Raw genomic sequence first — 18,224 nt, 5'->3', positions numbered from 1 at the left:
GGTCCCGCGCAGCGACAGCAGCGCAGCCGCACCTTCGGCGCTACCCGAGCGATCCCGTGACTCATTTTCCGGGAAGAGTTGGAAGCGGAGCACCGACGCCGTGGTGACTTCCACCGGGGATGCCGACGGCTTCTCGGTACTGCGGGGCACGGCGAAGAGCGGGTACGCGATGCAAACATTGACCACGCTTGCAGTGCCGGGGGTTGAGACCGACCAGTGGATCGGGAACACGTGCGTCACTGAGAACGGCGAGTACGTCGGCGTGGTTTACGGGCCGCGTGAGTTCACGAACGACGACCACGCGTTTAACGAGGGTGGATGGGCCGCCATCGTCGACACCGCAGACGGCTCTGTCCAGTCGCTCGGTCGGGGCTACTCGATGGCGTACTTCAACCCTGGTTGCAGTTCGACCAGCACCGTGGCGTTCTCACGCTTCGACGGCATCCGCACGCACATCGGTGCCGCCGACGCCGCGACCGGACGGCATCTCCTCGACGTCGCAGTCGATGGTCAGGTGACCTCGCCGATCGCACAGGAAGGCGGGCGCGTGCTCGCCGCTGGCCCTCACGGCATCCTGGACATCAGCGAGGACGGCGCTCGGTCGCTGGTGAAGACGCAGGGTGTTGCGTACGACCTCTCCCTCGCCGAGGACGGTGCCCTCTCCTGGATCGACCGGAAGGGCGACGTCGCCACGGTCCGGCGGCTTCACGACGCCGTCGATCCGTCCGGACCTGCCACACCGGAAGTAGTTGCGTCCGGAACGGTCAATCGAGTCGGCGTCCGTTCCGACGCTGCGGGTCGCACGTGGGTATTGGGCGCATCGAACGACCGACGCTCGGCCACACACACTTCACTGCGTTTCGCTCCTGATGTCGCCCCGACGAGCGAACTGTCCACCGAGGGAGCGGTAGCTTCCGAGACTCCGGAGGCTCTCGAAACGAACGGCGGGGCGCAAGTAGTTGTCCCACTCACGAGCACTGCCAGCGGGGCAACCGCGGAGGTCCGCGCGACCACGACTCCTGACGGGGTCCCAGCAGTCACTCAGAGCATCGACGGCACCCGCATCGACGGTCCGCGCCGCTCCGTCGCAACTCCCGCGCGCACCGCTCGCGTCACGCCGGCGGCAGCCACCGGTCTCGCCGCGACAACTGTCGGTTCGGCGAGCAACCCAGCCGAGGCCGAGCGCACCTGTGCTGTCGCGCGGAACGACGTCCGCATGCAGGCCGCACAACCTATGCCACGGCAGGTGGAGTGGGCGGTGAACCGGGCCGTGCGCGGCGAACTCACCGAAGCACGACCGGCGAACTGGCGTAACCTCGCGATGTCCGCGTACACGCCACAGGGCATGTTTCCCCGCACCGCGTTGACGGGCGGTGGCCAGATCCCGGATCAGGTGCTGCTGGGCGTCCTCATGCAGGAGTCAAACCTGTGGCAAGCATCGAGATACACGAGCCCCGGGGAGACCGGGAACCCGCTCATCGGGAACTTCTACGGTACTGACCGCGACGCCTCGACCAGCGAGGCCTCGTTCTGGAAGGTCGCGTTCGACAATGCCGATTGCGGGTACGGCGTGGGCCAGATCACGGACGGGATGCGCGTCTCGAGCTCGTCGCCGGCGAACAACCCGGCGATGCCCGCAGCGAAGCAGCAGGCGGTCGCGGTGGACTACCAGGCGAACATCGCACGTGCGCAGCAGATGCTGGCGGCCAAGTGGAATCAGCTCCAGGCCAAGGGCATCACGATCAACAACAACGACCCCTCGAAAATCGAGAACTGGTTCGGGGCAGTGTGGATCTACAACACTGGCTACCAGGGCCCGGATGACAAGGGGTATGAGGGTCTCGGCTGGTCGAACAACCCGGGCAACCCCAACTACCCGCAGAACCGACTACCTTTCCTGGACGGACGTCCGTCCGACGCCTCCAAGCCGCAGAACTGGCCGTACCCCGAGAAGGTCATGGGTTTCGCCGCCTTCTCCCAGGGCCTGATCGAACGACAGACGGCGCGCGGTGGCCCTGAGGAGGTCGGTGGGTTTCGGACTGCATCGTGGAACGGTGGCGATGTGGAAGGCCCGCGCAACCGCAGCAAGGTGAAGCCTCCGCTGGATACTTTCTGCAACCCGAAGGTTAACGCGTGCAACACCGGCGCCGCTCCCGGATGCACCCGGGTCGACTCGCACTGCTGGTGGGAGGCCAAGGCGGTCTGGAAGCAGGACTGCGCGACCACCTGCGGCGTCGCGTTCCACCGCTTCTCGCCGGCATCGTCCTATATGACCGAGGCAAGCGCGTCCGTCGGCAAGTCGCCGAGCTTCCCGCCGGCCTGCGCGAGGACCGCCGAGCTGCCGTCCGTGGCAAAGATCGTGGACGACCTCAGTCTCTCGGTCGAGAGTTCGACTATGTCCCAGAAGCCCGTGAACCCAGCATGCGGGAGCCCCGTCGCGTCGCAAGGATCATTCCGGTTCGACTTCGGTCGTGCCTCCGACGGGTCATACCCATCGAAGATCGACACGCATCAGCTCGGCGGCGGCTTCAACGGGCATTTCTTCTTCACGCATACGAGGGCCGACGCCGCTGGTTACCCGTCCCGAGTCAGCGGGACATGGAACCTCGGCGAATCGATGGCTGGGAAGTGGGGACGCGTTTACGTCCATACTCCGGACCATGCCGCCTGGACGCAGCAAGCCGTCTACCAGGTGGACCGCGGGGACGGGAAGCCGGTGAGTCGTGCGCTCCCCCAACGGACCTACGCCAACACGTGGCGGTCCATCGGTGTCTTCCAGTTCAGTGGCACGCCGAAGGTCACACTGACAAATCTGACCGCTGACGGAGAAGACTACCTCGACGACATCGCCTGGGATGCGGTCGCGTTCGAGCCACTCAGCGCCAAGCCGAAGGACATCATCGTCAGCATGGGCGACTCGTTTTCCTCGGGTGAGGGCGCGCGGGGCACGAAGAACGGCAACCCCTACTACGCGGAGACAGACAACTTCGGCACCGAGGAGCGTTCCAGGAACGCCTGCCACCGCTCGGATGCGTCGTGGTCGCGCAAGGCAGCCGTCTCAACGTCGACGATGTCCATTGGTGCCCGGGCTGACGCGAATGACCCCACACTCGACTACCATTTCATCGCCTGCAGCGGCGCTGTCGCAGCCGATGTCAGCGCTAATGCGGCCGGAGAGCGAGGCACGAAGACCAGGGAACTCCCGCAGATCGAACAGGGCTACCTGGACGAGAACACGACCCTCGTCACGATCACGATCGGTGGGAACGACATCGGGTTTTCCGACGTGGTCCGACAGTGCGTCGTCGCGGGCAAGCTTCAGACCCCATGCCGCGAGCTCCCACAGCTATCGAACGGCAAGAGCTTGGAGAACAAGACCAAGGACCTCACGGACGCGTCCGAAGACAAGGTCCTTGAGGTACTTTCCTCGATCCAGCAAGCCGCGCCCAATGCGAAGATCGCAATCCTCGGGTACCCGCCGATGTTCTCGAACGGCGTTTCCTGCGTGAGCATCAAGGCCGTCGACCAAGAGTGGCTCGATGCCGCGGCCGAACACCTCAACGCGACGGTGAAAGCCGCCGCAGCACGGGCTAACCGAGCGGGACATGCCGTCTACTTCGGCGACCCCAAGACCACCTTCTCCGGCCGGAACATCTGTTCGAGCAGCCCTGCGATCAACGGCCTCGTAGAGTACGACGCGAAGAATGGGGGTACCCCTTGGAACGGGGACAAGCCCTTGGTCGACTTCCCTTGGCCCGGTGACAACGTGCAGTGGGGTGTGTCGCAGCAGAGCTTCCACCCAAATACCGTCGGCACAGGGCTGTACGCCACCGTCCTGCAGGACACACTCAGGGGACGCTATTGACAACTCAATCGCAGGCTCGTTCCGCCAGGGCTGGTTTCGCCCTCGCATTCCTCTTGTCCGTGACAGGATGCAGCGCTGAGGCGAAGGTCACTTCTAACATGGACGACGCCGCACGGCAGGTGCGGGAGCGCGTGGCGGTCGTGGCCGACGAGAGTGGGAGCCTCACCGAGCTGCGCCGTCGGGTAATAGCTGGCGAGGCCTACACGCTGCTCCTCCCGGACGCCAACCCCGAAGACATCCGGACGACCGAGCCCTTCCCGACGACGGCCATCACCGCGCTGCACTCAACCGGTGGCCGACTCGAGCTCGAGCTGTTCACCACCGGCCACGGGTCACGCCAGACCGGTTGGTTCGGTGACGAGGCGATCAACGTTTTCGGGTGCGCCCGGGTGACAGCGGAGCCCGGTGGGGGCGCCTCGGCGCGCGGCACGACCTGCGGTCGCACAGTGCTGGAGGTGTTCCCCGAACCATGGGAACAGGTCAGACTTCACCCCTGACGTCGCGAGGACGTGGAAGCCTGCATGCTCCTAGAAGACCGGGCGCCGCACCCCGTCCGGCTCGTGGCCGGTCAGGCCAGGGACCCAACGCCCGTTGCGGATGCTTGAGGCCTTCCAAGGCTCCCCCCTAAAAAAATGTTCAGAGTCAGAGGCTCCGCACGGGCCGTTGGACGACGCTCCGATGGAGAACGTGACCGCACCGGGTCAACGCTGCTCCTGCTCGACACGACTCCGGAGGAGATCCGGACGACGGAATCGTTCCCGGTGACGGTGATTACGGACCTCCGCCGTGACGGCAACCGCGTCAACGTCAACGTCAACGTCAACGTCAAGATGTACACGACCGGGCAGGGCTCGTTCGGCGCGAGCTCGTTCGGCGACGAGTCCGTCAACGCATCGGGCATGCAGCGCGGCGACACCGTGTGGGCGGTGGTCGCCGCCCCCTGGGTCGAGGTCCGACTCCGTCCGTGATCGGGGCGCTCATCGTCGCGGCGATGTGTCCGGTGGCCCATCGTGCGGCGTGCGACACATCCGCGCGGCACCACGGCCGATACGCTCGCGACCGTCATGGACATCCCCGATCGACTCACTGCCCTCCTCGCGCAGATCGCCGCGCAGTTCCCCGACATCGCCGACGACCCGGTGCTGACGCAGAACCTGGTCGAGAACGTGACGTCGATGATCGCCGAGGCGCACGAGCGCTACGCAGCTGGAGCCGAGGCCAGCGTGGTGAGCAACGCCTACCTGGATCCCGACCACCTGGCGACCGGCAGTCTGCACGCCGAGCAGGCGCAGCACCCGGCCGGTGCCATGCTCGCGGCGGAGATGCTGTTCGACGCCTACCTGCCGGTCTTCGTCGACGAGGTCGGTGCGACGTCCACCGCCGAGGTCCTGCGGGCCACGAGGGCCCTGCACGCCGGCATCTGGAGCCGGTTCCCGGCCGGGGCAGTCGCGTACACGGAGGCACTGCGCCAACGCCTCACCACGGCGCACCTGGACTCCCGCACCCGGATCGCGCGGGACCTGCACGACCGCGTCGCCCACGGCATCCTCGCCGGGTTGCAGCGCCTCGACCTCGTCCTGCTGACGGACCCGCCGTCCGACGAGCGCGCCGACCAGCTCGAGGACGCCGCACGGCTGCTCCGGAGCGCCCTCGGCGACGTGCAGGACCTCGCGGTGAGCCTGCACGCCCGGGTCGGGGATGCCCTGCTCGACGATGCGCTCCGACGGCACGTGCGCGACCTGTTCCCCGACGACGACCGGCTGTCCATCGAGTCGACGGGGACGCCCGCTGCGCTGCCGAACTGGCAGGCCGAGGAAGCGCTGACGATCCTGCTCGAGGCGCTCACGAACCGCAGCAAGCACGCCCCGGGCTCGACGACCTCGGTGCGCTTCGCGTGGTCCGCCGCCGCCGTGGTCGTGACGGTCGCCGACGACGGCCCGGGCTTCGACGTGCAGGGCGACGCCGGCGGCCGCCTCGGGCAGCAGACGATGCGCGAGCGCGCCGCGGTGATCGGCGCTCGGCTCGCCGTCGAGAGTTCCCCGGGCACCGGCACCACCGTCCGCCTGACGATCCCGAAGGGCACCCTGTGACCGTCACCCACGTCGCCATCGTCGACGACCACCGGCTGTTCCGCGAAGGACTCGCCACGATCCTGGCCGCCGTCCCCACGATCCGCGTCGTCGCACACGGCGAACGACCGTCCGACGTCCTCGACTCCCCCGAGGCCGCCGCCATCGACGTCCTGCTCCTCGACGTCGAGCTCGACGGCCCGCCGGCGCGCACCACGATCGCCACCGTGCGCCGCACCCGCCCGGACATCCGCGTCGTGGTGCTCACGATGCACCGCGACGCCGTTCTCCGTCGTACCCTGCTCGACGCCGGTGCGGTCGACTTCGTCACGAAGGACACCCCGAGCCGCGAACTCGTCGACCGCATCGCCCGGGCAGCCCAGGCCGATGCGGCACCCGTCACGTTCCCCGTCGACCTGGTCACCGAGGCCCGTGCCGGCTCACCGTTGAGCGACCGCGAGCTCGAGGTCCTGCGACTCCTCGCCGCCGCGCGCACCAACGCCGAGATCGCCGCCGACCTGCAACTCGCGATCGGCACCGTCAAGCGGCACGTCTACAACGTCTTCCGCAAGCTCGACGTCGGGTCCCGCGTCGGGGCGGTCGCTGCAGCCACGCGCCTGGGCCTGCTCACCTGAGGCACCACACGAACGAGTGAGCAGAAGAAGTCGAGTCACGAGCGGTGGCCCGACATCTTCTGCTCACTCGACGAACGAACCCGGACTAGCCGACGGACGACGCCCCGGCGCCAGCTGACGCACCCGCGGGCACGAGCTTGCCGGCGGCGTGCAGCCCGGCCACGACGTCGAGCGCCTGGTGCCGGTACCGCGCCTGCGCAGCGCCGGGCGACACGATCACACCGTTCGCCCCCGTCGACGCCACGAGCGCGTTGATCTTCTCCGCGACCTGTTCGGCGTTGCCGTAGGCCTGACGCTCGGTGCGAGCCGCGATGAACCGACGCTCCAGGTCGTTGAACTCGTACGCACGCGCCTCGTCCATCGACACCGGCTCGGGCTTCCGGCCGGAGCGCATCCGGATGAAGGAGATCATGCCCGGCGCGCTCTGCTCCTCGATCACGGCAGGGTCCTCGTCGGTGACGACCTGCACGCCGATCAGCGCGTTCGGCGTCTGCCGGAAGCGCGACGGACGGAACGAGTCGCGGTACAGGGCGAGCGCCGCCTCGGTGTTGTCCGACGCGAAGTGGTGGGCGAAGGCGAACGAGATGCCGAGCGCACCCGCGACCTGGGCGCTGTAGCCGGAGGACCCGAGCAGCCAGAACTCCGGCACGTCCCCGTACCCGGGCACGGCGCGGATGCGGGACAGCGGGTTCGCCTCGTCCATCCCGGTGAAGAAGCCGATGAGGTCGGCAAGCTGCTGCGGGAAGTCGTCGACGTCGAGTCGGTCGGTTCGGCGCAGCGCCATGGCGGTCGCGCCGTCGGTGCCGGGAGCGCGCCCGAGCCCGAGGTCGACCCGGTCGCCGTACAGGGCACGGAGGGTACCGAACTGCTCGGCGACGACGAGGGGCGCGTGGTTCGGCAGCATGACGCCACCGGATCCGATGCGGATCGTCGAGGTGGCCGCGCCCACGGCGCTCAGCAGCACCGCCGGGGCCGAGGACGTGATGCCCGGCATCCCGTGGTGCTCGGCGACCCAGAACCGCTCGTACCCGAGCTGCTCGGCGTGCACGGCCATGTCGATGGACCCCTGCAGGGCCTCGGTGTTGGACTGGCCGTACTCGCGGGTGGCCAGGTCGAGGACGGACAGGTGCAGGGTGTCGTCGGTCATGTGGTCACCAACGCGCTCCGGCGCACCTGCATTCCACGCGGCACCGGGACCTCGACCGGTCAGGACATGCCGCCGCACCGCCGCCGACCGGTCACCAGGTGACGCTTGGAGGTTGCGGCACCGACAGTCCGCGACCACTCGGCTGACGCACGCGGCGTGCCCTGGACGCGCGATGCGACGGCCGGGAGGCCCGTGGCGGGGCCGCGCCGCGCCTCCCGGCCGGCCTTCGGTTCCGTCTCGGACGCCGAGCGGTCACGACGTGCCGCGCGCGCCTTTCGGACCGGTCACGGACGGTCGCTCGACGGGCGCACCGCCGACGCGGCGTGACCGCGCGGCGAACCCAAGCGGGGTGTCGTGACCGGCAAGTGGACACGATCAGGGCGCATCATCGACGGGACGCGACCACTCGACGAATCCGACGTCGTGTCGTCGCCAGCCGGCACGAGCGGTCAGGCGCCGTCGAGGCGGCCGCCGGACTCCGTCAGGTAGCAGTTGGCGCAGAGCGACTCGTAGGCGACGTCGACACCGTCGATCGCGACCTGGGAGCCGTCGAAGACGAAGCGGCCGTCGACCGTGCGGGCGTTGAAGACCGCCTTGCGGCCACAGCGGCAGATGGTCTTGAGTTCCTCGAGGGAGTGCGCGACCTCGAGCAGGCGGGCGCTGCCGGGGAACGCCTCGGTGCGGAAGTCCGTGCGGATGCCGTAGGTGATCACGGGGACCTGGTCGAGGACCGCGATGCGCAGCAGGTCGTCGACCTGGCGCGGGGTGAGGAACTGCGCCTCGTCGACGAGCACGCAGCTGACCGGACGCACCATGCCGTCCAGGCGGTCCGACTCGGGGTCGACGGCTCCGGCGGCGGTGACGGCGTCGCGGACGTCGGCATCCGGCGAGAACACGATGTCGACGGTCCGGGTGACGCCGAGGCGGGAGACGATCTCACGGTCGCCCTTGGTGTCCACCGCGGGCTTGGCGAGCAGCACCCGGTGCCCGCGCTCCTCGTAGTTGTAGGCGGCCTGCAGCAAGCCCGTGCTCTTGCCGCTGTTCATCGCGCCGTAGCGGAAGTAGAGCTTCGCCACTACGCGAGGAACCCGTCCTCGGCGGCCCGACGGATGAGGTCGGACTTCTTCGAGGCGGGGCGGCCCACCTTGCTGTACTTCTCGCGCACGCGACGCAGGTAGGTCTTCGCGGTCTCGTACTGCACGTTCATCTGCGCGGCGACCTCGTTCGTCGAGTAGCCGGACACGTAGAGCCGCAGCGCCTCTTCCTCACCGGCGCTGAGCTTCGGCCGCTGGTGCGCGGTGGCCCCCGTCGGCAGCGGACGCCACTCGCGGGGCTGCGGGGTCTCGCGGGCGACGCCCATGATCTCGCGCGCGACGTCCATGACCTCGCGCATCGGCAGCGACTTCGACAGGAACGCCGCGGCGCCGGCGGCCAGGGCGCGGTCGCGGGACTCACGGCTGTCGACGCTCGAGAGCACGATCACCTTCGCCCCGGCGGCACGGCAGGTGCGCACGCGGGCTTCGATGGAGACGGGTTCCTTGAGCTGGAAGTCGAGGAACACCAGGTCGGTCGGGAAGCTGTCGCTGTGGACCATCTCGAGCCAGGTGTGCGCGGTCAGGGCCAGGTCGAAGTCGAACGCGTTCACCGCGATCCAGCTCGACAGGCTGTCCAGCAGCACCTCGTGGTCGTCGAGGATGGCCAACCGAACACGTCGTGCTCCCGGGTTCGGGAGGGACGGCGACCCCTCCGAGAGCCTGTTCGGGTCAGTGCTGGTCATAGGAGAACCTTAGTGCGAGGGCGGAAGGACGGACTGCGACGTCGAGGTCGGGGAACGTCACGCGGAGGACGGCGAAGTACGGGTCGAAGGTGCGGTGGATGCCGATGTCGGAGTCCGCGACGGCGAGCTCCATCACGACCTCCACGCGGGCTGGTGGCGTGGCCGGCGTCGGCGCGCCAGCCGGCGACGCGGGGCCCGACGCGGGGCCTGACGCGGGGCCTGACGCGGAGCCTGACGCAGCGTCGGCTCGTCGCACCGTCGTCCGGAACCCGGCGGGGTCGACCGTCGAGGCGCGCAGGGCCGCTCGGACGAAGGTGCGGACCACCGTCCGCTGGTCGGTGTCGAGCGTCGCGATGAGGCCGTCGGGGTCGTCGACCAGCGGTGCTGCACCGCCGTCCACCCGGACGGCGAGCTCGAACCAGGTGCGGTCCGCGTCGGCGACCATCGACGCCCGGATGCCGTCGGCGATCGCACGCGCACGGGCACGGTCGGCGTCGGTGATGACGTCGCGCGTGCGGAGCTCGGCGAAGAACGGGGCGACGTCACGGGACAGGATGGTCGAATGGTCCTGCTGCACGCTCGCCGCGATGCCGTCCCGCTCGGCGCGAGCGACGGAGTACGACCCGGCACGGATCTGCACCCGCTCGGCGAGCCCCGCGAAGGTCCGTGCGAACACCGCCGCAGCAGCGGTCAGCACGAGTGTCGGGGCCGCGGCCAGGAACGCCGCGACGGCGACCGGCACCTCGTGCGGGAACTCCGCTGCGCCCGCCCCCCAGGCGACGGCGTTGACCGCGGCCAGGACGAGCCCGCCGATCGTCAGGTCGGTCCACGGTCGGTACGGGGCGACCATCACGATGCCCGTCGCGGTGAGCAGGGACATGAAGTCGTTCAGGGCGCTGCGGTCCGGCCCCCACTGCGCGGCGATGCTCGCGACCGAGGCCAGGCCGAGCAACCCGACGTGTGCGATGAAGGCCCAACGGGGGAACGGCGCGCGGAACGGACTCGAGGCGGTGAACACCACCACCGCCGAGGCCGCGACGAGCAGCACCGTGAGGGCGCTCAGCGTGGGGCTGCCCACGACGTCGCGGTCGAAGATCGACACGAGCAGGGCCCAGACGACGCTGCCCGCCCCGAGCACGACGACGAGCGGGCGGGACCCCATCGCGCCGAGCGGGTCGTACTGCTGCGCGGTGCGGCGGGGACCAGGGCGGGTCGCCCGGCCCGGACGGACCGCGGTCACCGCACAGCCCCTCGGTCGTCGGCGGCGGCCGGCACGGTGACGGCACCGGTGACCGGCACGTACGGCACCGTCATCATCACGCTCGTCCCGGAACCCGGCGACGACCAGATCTGGACGTCACCCCCGACCCGTCCGATGCGGTCGCGGACCGACCCGCGGAGCCCCATCCGGTCGGCGCCGGTGGCGTCTTCGTCGAACCCACGACCGTCGTCCACGACCATGACGGTGCAGGACGCACTGTCGTCGAACACGCTGACCTCGGCTGCGTCGGTGCCGGCGTGCTTCCGCACGTTCGCCAGGCACTGCGCGACGGCCCGGACGATCGCCGACAGTGCGCGTTGGTCGAGGCGGTCGAGCGCCGAGGTGTCACCGGACACGGTGACGTCGAGTCCGAGCGCACGGTGCTCGTCGACCATGCTGCCGAACGTCTCGGCCGCCGCACCCGGGCGCGGACGGGCGGCCGGGGCGAGCCAGCCCTTGCCGGTGAGCACCGCGACGTCCGCGTCGACGGTCTCGGCGAGGTGCGGGTCCATCGGACCGTCCGGTGCCAGCGCGATGGCACCGAGGTGGTTGAGCACCGTGTCGTGCAGGATCGCGGACGCCTCGGCCTCGACCCCGGCACGGTAGGCGGAGACGTGCTCTTCGCGGGCCGAGCGCAGGAGCTCGGGCTGCACCCGTTCGCTCCGTCCCGTGCTGCGAGTCGTGAAGAGCACGAGCGAGACCACGAAGCCCAGGGTGATCCAGGCCAGGATGAGCGGCCGGGGCGGCGCACCGTCCTGCGCGATGGCGATCCAGGTGGCGAGTCGCCCGGTCAGGAAGCCCACGAAGGACCACAGCACGACGCGGCGCGGCACGGCACCGGCTCCCCCGACCAGGATGAGCGGGATCACCACGAGGGACATCAGGTACGAGGTCACCCAGCCGGTCGGGACCTGCTGCTGGACCCCGACGGCGAACCACCAGGCGCAGACGCCGCCGACCGCCAGGAACGCGATCGCCGAGAGCCGGGTGCCGAACTGCACGTGCACGCCGATCATGGCGAGCATGGGGACGACCGCCAGCGCGGTGCCGACCACCTGCACCCCGGGCTCGGACAGGCCGTAGAGCACGAGCGTGATCACCGCGGCCACCAGGGACCCGACGGCGCCGGCGTGGAAGGCGCGCACGGTCGACCACGCGTTCACTCGCGGCGCGAGGTGCGTGGGGATGCCGAGCACGAGGTGAGTCCTTTCGGGTGGCGAGGGCGCCGTCCACGATCCAACCACCGGAGCAGCGGCCGTGTACCCCGAAACCCGGGCCGTACGGCGACCCGCTCGATGATAGCCACCCGACCTCGGGTCTTGCTGTCCCCCGAACGTGGACCGGCCAGCGCCCGGCGGATCACCGATCAGAAGAGCGTCTGCGACACCTGGGGCCGGAGCAACCGTCGGTCGAACCCGGGGTCGGCACGCTTCAGCGGCGAGACCGTCGGCACCGACTGCTCCTGCGGCGGGCCGTCCGGCACACCCGGCGGCAGCGCACGCGGCCCCGAGAACCCCATCGACCCCGTGGCCGGGTCCACCCGCCCGAGCCCCACCCCGTGCGCCGCCAGGATCGGCCGGATGCGCTCCGACAACCACCGCCGGTAGTCCTTGGGTGCGTAGGTGTTGTCGAGGTACATCGCGCGGTACCGCTGCACCAGGTCGGGCCGTTCACGGCCGAGCCACTCGAACCACCACGGCTTCACACCCGGCCGCAGGTGCAGCGCCGAGTACGTGATGCTCGTCGCTCCGGCCGCGACCGACCGACCGACGGCGTCGTCGAGGTGCGCCCGGGTGTCGGTGATGTAGGGCAGCACGGGCATCAGGAACACGGAGCAGTCGAGCCCCGCGTCACGGATGGCACGCACGGTCGCGAGCCGCGCCGACGTCGTCGGGGTGCCCGCCTCGACCGACTGCTGCAACGAGTCGTCGTACACGGCGATCGACATCGCGAGGTCCACCGGCACGACCTTCGCCGCCTCGGCCAGGAGCGGCAGGTCGCGCCGCAGCAGCGTGCCCTTCGTCAGGATGCTGAACGGGGTGCGCGACTCCGCCAGCGCCTCGATCACCCCGGGCATCAGCCGGTAGCGTCCCTCGGCCCGCTGGTACGGGTCGGTGTTCGTGCCGAGGGCCACCGGGTGGCGGTCCCACGTGGGCTTGCCGAGCTCACGACGCAGCACGTCGGCGACGTTCGTCTTCACCACGATCTGCTGGTCGAAGTCGGCGCCGCCGTCGAACTCCAGGTACGTGTGCGTCGGGCGGGCGAAGCAGTACACGCAGGCGTGGCTGCACCCGCGGTAGGGGTTGATCGTCCAGCCGTACGTGCCGGACCCGTCTGCGCTCGGCACCCGGTTCAGGGCGCTCTTCGCCAGGACCTCGTGGAAGGTCACCCCAGTGAACTCGGGCGTCGTCACGCTCCGGACGAACCCGCTGTTCGATTCCATCCCGGGCAGCGCGTCGCTCTGCTCCGCGTCGATCGCCTGTCCACTCCACCGCATGTCGTCATTCGAACACACGTTCGAACGGACTGCAAGCCGGAGCGGATCGCTGCAGGCCTCAGTGGTGCAGGCCGAGCACCTTCGCCGTGCGCTCGAGCGTGGCGTCGGCCAGCTCCGGGTCGTCACCGAGGTCCTGCCCGTACGTCGGCACCATGGCGCGGACGTCGTCCTGCCAGCCGTCCCACCGGTCGGGGAAGCACCGGTGCAGCATCGTGAGCATGATCGGCACGGCCGTCGACGCACCCGGTGACGCCCCGAGCAGCCCCGCGATGGAGCCGTCGGCGGCGGTGATGACCTCGGTGCCGAACTGGAGCACGCCGCCCTTGTCCTTGTCGGGCTTGATCACCTGGACGCGCTGCCCGGCCGTGATGCGGTGCCAGTTCTCGGGCTCGGCGCTCGGCATGAAGTCACGGAGCGCCTCGAACTTGGTGCGCTTCGAGGCGAGGAGCTGACCGACCAGGTAGCGGACCAGGTCGAAGTTCGAGAACGCCACGCTCAGCATCGGGCGGAGGTTGTGCGGTCGGATCGAGCGGAACAGGTCGAGCACCGATCCCTGCTTCAGGAACTTCGGGCTGAACCCGGCGTACGGGCCGAACATCAGCGACGAACCACCGTCGACGATGCGGGTGTCGAGGTGCGGCACCGACATCGGCGGGGCACCGACACTCGCCTTGCCGTAGACCTTGGCCGAGTGCTTCTGCACCACCTCGGGGTCGTCGGTCCGCAGGAACTCCCCCGACACCGGGAAACCGCCGTAGCCGCGGATCTCGGGGATGCCGGACTTCTGCAGCAGGTGCAGGGCGCCACCACCGGCGCCGACGAAGACGAACTTCGCGGCGATCCGCTGCGTCGACCGACCGATCTCGTTGCGGACGTTGAGCACCCAGCCCTCGGACACCTTCGAGCGGGTCAGGTTGGTGACCTGGTGCGAGGGCTCCATCTCGACGCCGTCGAGCTCGAGCTGGTCGAAGAGCTGGTGGGTGAGCGACCCGAAGTCGACGTCCGAGCCGGCCGCCGAGTACGTCGCAGCGATCGGCTGGTCCTTCTTGCGACCGGGGATGAGCGCCGGTGCCCACTGCCGGATCTGTGCGGGGTCGTCGGAGAACTCGATGCCGGCGAAGAGCGGGTGGTCGCGCATCGCTTCGTACCGCGCACGCATGTAGGCGACGTTGGCCTCGCCCCAGACGAAGGAGATGTGCGGCGTCGGGTTGATGAAGTTCGTCGGTTCCGGCAGCACGCCGGTCTCGACCAGGTGCGCCCAGAACTGTCGCGAGACCTGGAACTGTTCGTTGACCGTGACCGCCTTCGCGATGTCGACGCGGCCGTCCGGCAGTTCGGGCGTGTAGTTCAGCTCGCACAGCGCCGAGTGCCCGGTCCCCGCGTTGTTCCACGGGTTCGAGGACTCCTGCGCGACCGTGCCGAGCCGCTCGTACACGCGGATCTTCCAGCTCGGTTCGAGCTTGTGGATGATGGCCCCGAGCGTGGCACTCATGATGCCTCCGCCGATCAGGACGACGTCGATGGGGTCCACCTGCTTCTCTGCCACCCGTCGATCCTACCGGCGTCCCCCGACAGACGGACGGGAGGCCCGTGGCGGTGTCGCCACGGGCCTCCCGTCCGTCTGCTGGTCGCGCTCGGCGCGCGCTACGCGTCGACGGAGCGACGCGCGACGATGGTCTCGGCGATCTGCACCGCGTTGAGCGCGGCGCCCTTGCGCAGGTTGTCGTTGCTGACGAACAGCACCAGGCCGCGGCCCTCGGGCGCGGACTGGTCGGCGCGGATGCGGCCGACGAACGCCGGGTCCTGGCCCGCGGCCTGCAGCGGGGTCGGGACGTCGGACAGCTCGACGCCGGGCGCGCTCGACAGGATCTCGGTCGCGCGCTCGGGCGACAGCGGACGCTCGAACTCGGCGTGCACCGAGATGGAGTGACCGGTGAACACGGGGACGCGCACGCACGTGCCCGCGACGAGCAGGTCGGGGAGCTCGAGGATCTTCCGGCTCTCATTGCGGAGCTTCTTCTCCTCGTCGGTCTCGCCCAGACCGTCCTCGACGATGCTGCCGGCGAGCGGCACGACGTCGAACGCGATCGGGCGGACGTACTTGACCGGCTCGGGGAACGTCACGGCGGATCCGTCGTGCGTCAGCGCAGCGGTGTCCTGCTCGAGGGCGGCCTTCGCCTGGCCCAGGAGTTCCTCGACGCCGGCGAGCCCGGAGCCGGAGACCGCCTGGTAGGTCGTGGCGACGAGGCGACGGAGCCCGGACTCGGTGTCGAGCACCTTGAGCACCGGCATGATCGCCATGGTCGTGCAGTTCGGGTTCGCGATGATGCCCTTGGGCGCCTGGTCGATGGCGTGCGGGTTCACCTCGCTCACGACGAGCGGGACGTCGGGGTCCATGCGCCAGGCGCTCGAGTTGTCGACGACGAGCGCCCCGGCAGCGGCGAACTTCGGCGCCAGGGCCCGCGAGGCGGTGGCCCCGGCGGAGAACAGCGCGATGTCGATGCCGGACGGGTCGGCGAGCTCGGAGTCCTCGACCACGATCTGCTCGCCGCGGAACGGCAGCGTCGTGCCGGCGGAACGAGCGCTCGCGAAGAAGCGGACCCGGTCGGCCGGGAACGCGCGCTCCTCGAGCAGGCGGCGCATCACGGCGCCGACCTGGCCGGTGGCGCCGACGACGGCGACGGTGAGGGTGGTCATGCGGTGCTCCTGGTGGTTCAGCGGATCAACGAGCCGGCGGGCGTCAGCGGCCGGTGCCGGCGTAGACGACGGCCTCGGCGTCGGCGTCGAGGCCGAACGCGCTGTGCACGACCCGCATCGCCTCGTTCAGGGTGTCGGCGCGGGTCACGACCGAGATGCGGATCTCGGACGTGGAGATCATCTCGATGTTGATCGACGCGTCGTGCAGGGCGCGGAAGAGCTGCGCCGAGACACCGGCGTTCGTGCGCATCCCAGCGCCGACCAGGGCGAGCTTGCCGATCTGGTCGTCGTACTGGATGCTCTCGTAGCCGATGTCGGCCTTCGCGACCTCGAGTGCCGTCAGCACCGTCTGGCCCTGGTCCTTCGGCAGGGTGAACGAGATGTCCGTCCGCCCGGTCGACGCAGCCGACACGTTCTGGACGATCATGTCGATGTTCGCCCCGGCGCGCGCGACGTTGGTGAAGATCTCAGCGGCCTTGCCCGGCTGGTCCGGGACCCCCACGACGGTGATCTTCCCCTCGGAGAGGTCTCCGGCGATCCCGGTGATGATCGGTTCTTCCACGGTTTCCCCCTCGGCAGGGTTGTAGACGATGGTGCCCTCGTTGTTGTTGAACGAGGACCGGACGTGCAGCGTGACCCCGTGCCGACGGGCGTACTCGACGGCGCGGATGTACAGGACCTTGGCACCCGAGGCTGCGAGCTCGAGCATCTCCTCGCTGGTGACGCGGTCGACCTTGCGGGCCTTCGGCACGACACGGGGGTCGGCGGTGAAGATGCCGTCGACGTCGGTGTAGATCTCGCAGACGTCGGCGTCGAGCGCTGCGGCGAGGGCGACGGCCGTGGTGTCGGAGCCGCCGCGACCGAGCGTGGTGATCTCGCCCGTGGTGCGGTTGAAGCCCTGGAACCCGGCGACGATCGCGACGTGGCCGGAGTCGAGCGCCTCACGCACGCGCTTCGGGGTGACGTCGACGATGCGGGCCTTGCCGTGCTGGGCGTCGGTGAGCATGCCGGCCTGGCTGCCGGTGTACGACGACGCTTCGACCCCGAGGCTCTTGATCGCCATCGCGAGCAGCGCCATCGAGATGCGCTCCCCCGCGGTCAGGAGCATGTCGAGTTCACGGCCGGCGGGGATCGGCGTGACGGAGTGCGCCAGGTCGACGAGTTCGTCGGTGGTGTCGCCCATCGCCGACACCGCCACGACCACGTCGTTGCCGGCCTTCTTCGTCTCGACGATCCGCTTCGCCACGCGCTTGATGCTCTCGGCGTCCGCGACGGATGAACCACCGAACTTCTGCACGATCAAGGCCACTGGCTGGTACTCCCGGAGACGGCGACACCGCGAGGTCACGCGGTCTCACAATGGTAGAGGGTGTTTCGGGGATGTTGCGTGCGAGCGGGCCCCGACGCAAGGATCCTGCGTGGGGGTCAGCCGCCGACGACGCGGCGGCCTTCGAAGGCACGACCGAGCGTGACCTCGTCGGCGTACTCCAGGTCGCCACCGACCGGCAACCCCGACGCGAGCCGCGTGGTGCGGATGCCCATCGGGACGAGCAGCCGGCTGAGGTAGGTCGCCGTCGCCTCGCCCTCGAGGTTGGGGTCGGTCGCGATGATGACCTCGGCCACGGTGCCGTCGGCCAGGCGCGTCATGAGCTGCTGGATGCGCAGGTCGTCCGGGCCGATGCCGTCGATCGGGCTGATCGCCCCGCCGAGCACGTGGTACAGCCCACGGAACTCGCGGGTCCGCTCGATCGCCGCGACGTCCTTCGCCTCTTCCACCACGCAGATGGTGGCGGGCGAACGACGCGGGTCACGGCAGATGCTGCACTGCACGTTCTCGGTGACGTTGCCGCAGATCTCGCAGAAGCGGACCCGCTCCTTGACGTCGGCGAGCAGCTCGGACAGTCGGCTCGGGTCGAACGACTCGGTCTGCAGGATGTGGAAGGCGATGCGCTGCGCCGACTTCGGGCCGATGCCGGGCAGGCGGCCGAACTCGTCGATGAGGTCCTGGACGATCCCGTCGTACATCAGGCACCGTCCTGGTGGAGGGCGGTCTCCTCGATGAACTGAGCGTTGAGGATCTCACGCACGACCGCCTCGCCGTACCGACCCGCGACCGGCGCGCGGCGCGCGGGCGGCGCGGTGCGCGGAGCAGCGGCGGCAGGTGCCGACGGCTGGGACGCGCGCTGCGGCGCGGCCTGCTGCGCCGGGGCCGCCGGCGCGGCGGCTGCGGTCGCCGCGCCGCGACCGATCCCCGGGTCGGGGAACGGTGCGCCGTC

At 69.7% G+C, this 18,224-nt stretch carries 16 protein-coding genes; 5 read left to right on the top strand and 11 right to left on the bottom strand.

The genetic code is table 11. The features are described 5' to 3' along the window. The first annotated feature begins 100 nt into the window (after positions 1-100). The 5 genes from H489_RS35725 to H489_RS38425 all read left to right on the top strand — a co-directional run bounded on the left by H489_RS35725 (position 101) and on the right by H489_RS38425 (position 6,569). The gene (locus H489_RS35725) at positions 101-3,865 is read left to right on the top strand and encodes a GDSL-type esterase/lipase family protein (RefSeq protein WP_152427351.1); all 3,765 of its coding nucleotides are present in this window, start codon (positions 101-103) and stop codon (positions 3,863-3,865) included. A 98-nt stretch (positions 3,866-3,963) separates the two neighbouring features. Next, positions 3,964-4,362: a hypothetical protein gene (locus H489_RS35720; RefSeq protein ID WP_017888693.1), complete on the top strand. Its 399-nt coding sequence runs from the start codon at positions 3,964-3,966 to the stop codon at positions 4,360-4,362. 264 nt (positions 4,363-4,626) lie between these two features. After that, positions 4,627-4,833, top strand: coding sequence for a hypothetical protein (locus H489_RS35715; protein ID WP_017888692.1), 207 nt, complete (start codon positions 4,627-4,629; stop codon positions 4,831-4,833). A gap of 96 nt (positions 4,834-4,929) precedes the next feature. Then, the gene (locus H489_RS35710) at positions 4,930-5,955 is read left to right on the top strand and encodes a sensor histidine kinase (RefSeq protein ID WP_017888691.1); all 1,026 of its coding nucleotides are present in this window, start codon (positions 4,930-4,932) and stop codon (positions 5,953-5,955) included. Next, the gene (locus H489_RS38425) at positions 5,952-6,569 is read left to right on the top strand and encodes a response regulator (RefSeq protein WP_017888690.1); all 618 of its coding nucleotides are present in this window, start codon (positions 5,952-5,954) and stop codon (positions 6,567-6,569) included. Before H489_RS35710 ends, H489_RS38425 begins: the two co-directional genes overlap by 4 nt. Positions 6,570-6,654: 85 nt before the next feature. Here H489_RS38425 and H489_RS35700 read toward each other — a convergent pair whose 3' ends face one another. The 11 genes from H489_RS35700 to H489_RS38420 all read right to left on the bottom strand — a co-directional run. After that, complete coding sequence (locus H489_RS35700; protein ID WP_017888689.1) at positions 6,655-7,716, bottom strand: LLM class flavin-dependent oxidoreductase; 1,062 nt, start codon at positions 7,714-7,716, stop codon at positions 6,655-6,657. 449 nt (positions 7,717-8,165) lie between these two features. Further along, positions 8,166-8,792, bottom strand: a complete 627-nt coding sequence (locus H489_RS35695; protein ID WP_017888688.1) for a thymidine kinase — start codon at positions 8,790-8,792, stop codon at positions 8,166-8,168. Next, a complete protein-coding gene (locus tag H489_RS35690; protein WP_017888687.1) occupies positions 8,792-9,418 on the bottom strand; it encodes a response regulator in 627 nt (208 codons plus the stop codon). Before H489_RS35690 ends, H489_RS35695 begins: the two co-directional genes overlap by 1 nt. A gap of 61 nt (positions 9,419-9,479) precedes the next feature. Next, complete coding sequence (locus tag H489_RS35685; RefSeq protein ID WP_017888686.1) at positions 9,480-10,733, bottom strand: hypothetical protein; 1,254 nt, start codon at positions 10,731-10,733, stop codon at positions 9,480-9,482. Then, positions 10,730-11,950: a sensor histidine kinase gene (locus H489_RS37915; RefSeq protein ID WP_017888685.1), complete on the bottom strand. Its 1,221-nt coding sequence runs from the start codon at positions 11,948-11,950 to the stop codon at positions 10,730-10,732. Before H489_RS37915 ends, H489_RS35685 begins: the two co-directional genes overlap by 4 nt. Before the next feature lie 170 nt (positions 11,951-12,120). Further along, complete coding sequence (locus H489_RS37910) at positions 12,121-13,251, bottom strand: Rv2578c family radical SAM protein (RefSeq protein WP_017888684.1); 1,131 nt, start codon at positions 13,249-13,251, stop codon at positions 12,121-12,123. Between the two features lie 58 nt (positions 13,252-13,309). Further along, positions 13,310-14,797 (bottom strand): malate:quinone oxidoreductase, encoded by a 1,488-nt coding sequence (locus H489_RS35680; protein WP_017888683.1) that lies wholly within the window; start codon positions 14,795-14,797, stop codon positions 13,310-13,312. 98 nt (positions 14,798-14,895) lie between these two features. Continuing rightward, positions 14,896-15,948, bottom strand: a complete 1,053-nt coding sequence (locus tag H489_RS35675) for an aspartate-semialdehyde dehydrogenase (RefSeq protein WP_017888682.1) — start codon at positions 15,946-15,948, stop codon at positions 14,896-14,898. Between the two features lie 43 nt (positions 15,949-15,991). Further along, positions 15,992-17,257: an aspartate kinase gene (locus H489_RS35670; RefSeq protein ID WP_017888681.1), complete on the bottom strand. Its 1,266-nt coding sequence runs from the start codon at positions 17,255-17,257 to the stop codon at positions 15,992-15,994. Between the two features lie 116 nt (positions 17,258-17,373). Then, positions 17,374-17,973 (bottom strand): recombination mediator RecR, encoded by a 600-nt coding sequence (gene recR / locus H489_RS35665; protein ID WP_017888680.1) that lies wholly within the window; start codon positions 17,971-17,973, stop codon positions 17,374-17,376. Beyond that, positions 17,973-18,224, bottom strand: a 252-nt coding sequence (locus tag H489_RS38420; RefSeq protein ID WP_031260528.1) for a hypothetical protein, incomplete at its 5' end; no start/stop codon positions are given. The genes H489_RS38420 and recR, both read right to left, overlap by 1 nt.

The organism is Curtobacterium flaccumfaciens UCD-AKU, from assembly GCF_000349565.1.
In the GTDB taxonomy this organism is placed as follows: Bacteria; Actinomycetota; Actinomycetes; order Actinomycetales; family Microbacteriaceae; genus Curtobacterium; species Curtobacterium poinsettiae.
The sequence above is the reverse complement of the archived record's forward strand: the minus strand, read 5'-3'. Positions and strand labels throughout refer to the sequence as shown.

What these genes read in the sequence shown, in the direction of transcription:
- H489_RS35720 (WP_017888693.1), top strand. Translation starts at nt 3,964, where the DNA reads ATGGACGACGCCGCACGGCAGGTGCGGGAGCGCGTGGCGGTCGTGGCC.
- H489_RS35710 (WP_017888691.1), top strand. Translation starts at nt 4,930, where the DNA reads ATGGACATCCCCGATCGACTCACTGCCCTCCTCGCGCAGATCGCCGCG.
- H489_RS35700 (WP_017888689.1), bottom strand. Translation starts at nt 7,716, where the DNA reads ATGACCGACGACACCCTGCACCTGTCCGTCCTCGACCTGGCCACCCGC.
- H489_RS37910 (WP_017888684.1), bottom strand. Translation starts at nt 13,251, where the DNA reads ATGCGGTGGAGTGGACAGGCGATCGACGCGGAGCAGAGCGACGCGCTG.
- H489_RS35675 (WP_017888682.1), bottom strand. Translation starts at nt 15,948, where the DNA reads ATGACCACCCTCACCGTCGCCGTCGTCGGCGCCACCGGCCAGGTCGGC.
- recR (WP_017888680.1), bottom strand. Translation starts at nt 17,973, where the DNA reads ATGTACGACGGGATCGTCCAGGACCTCATCGACGAGTTCGGCCGCCTG.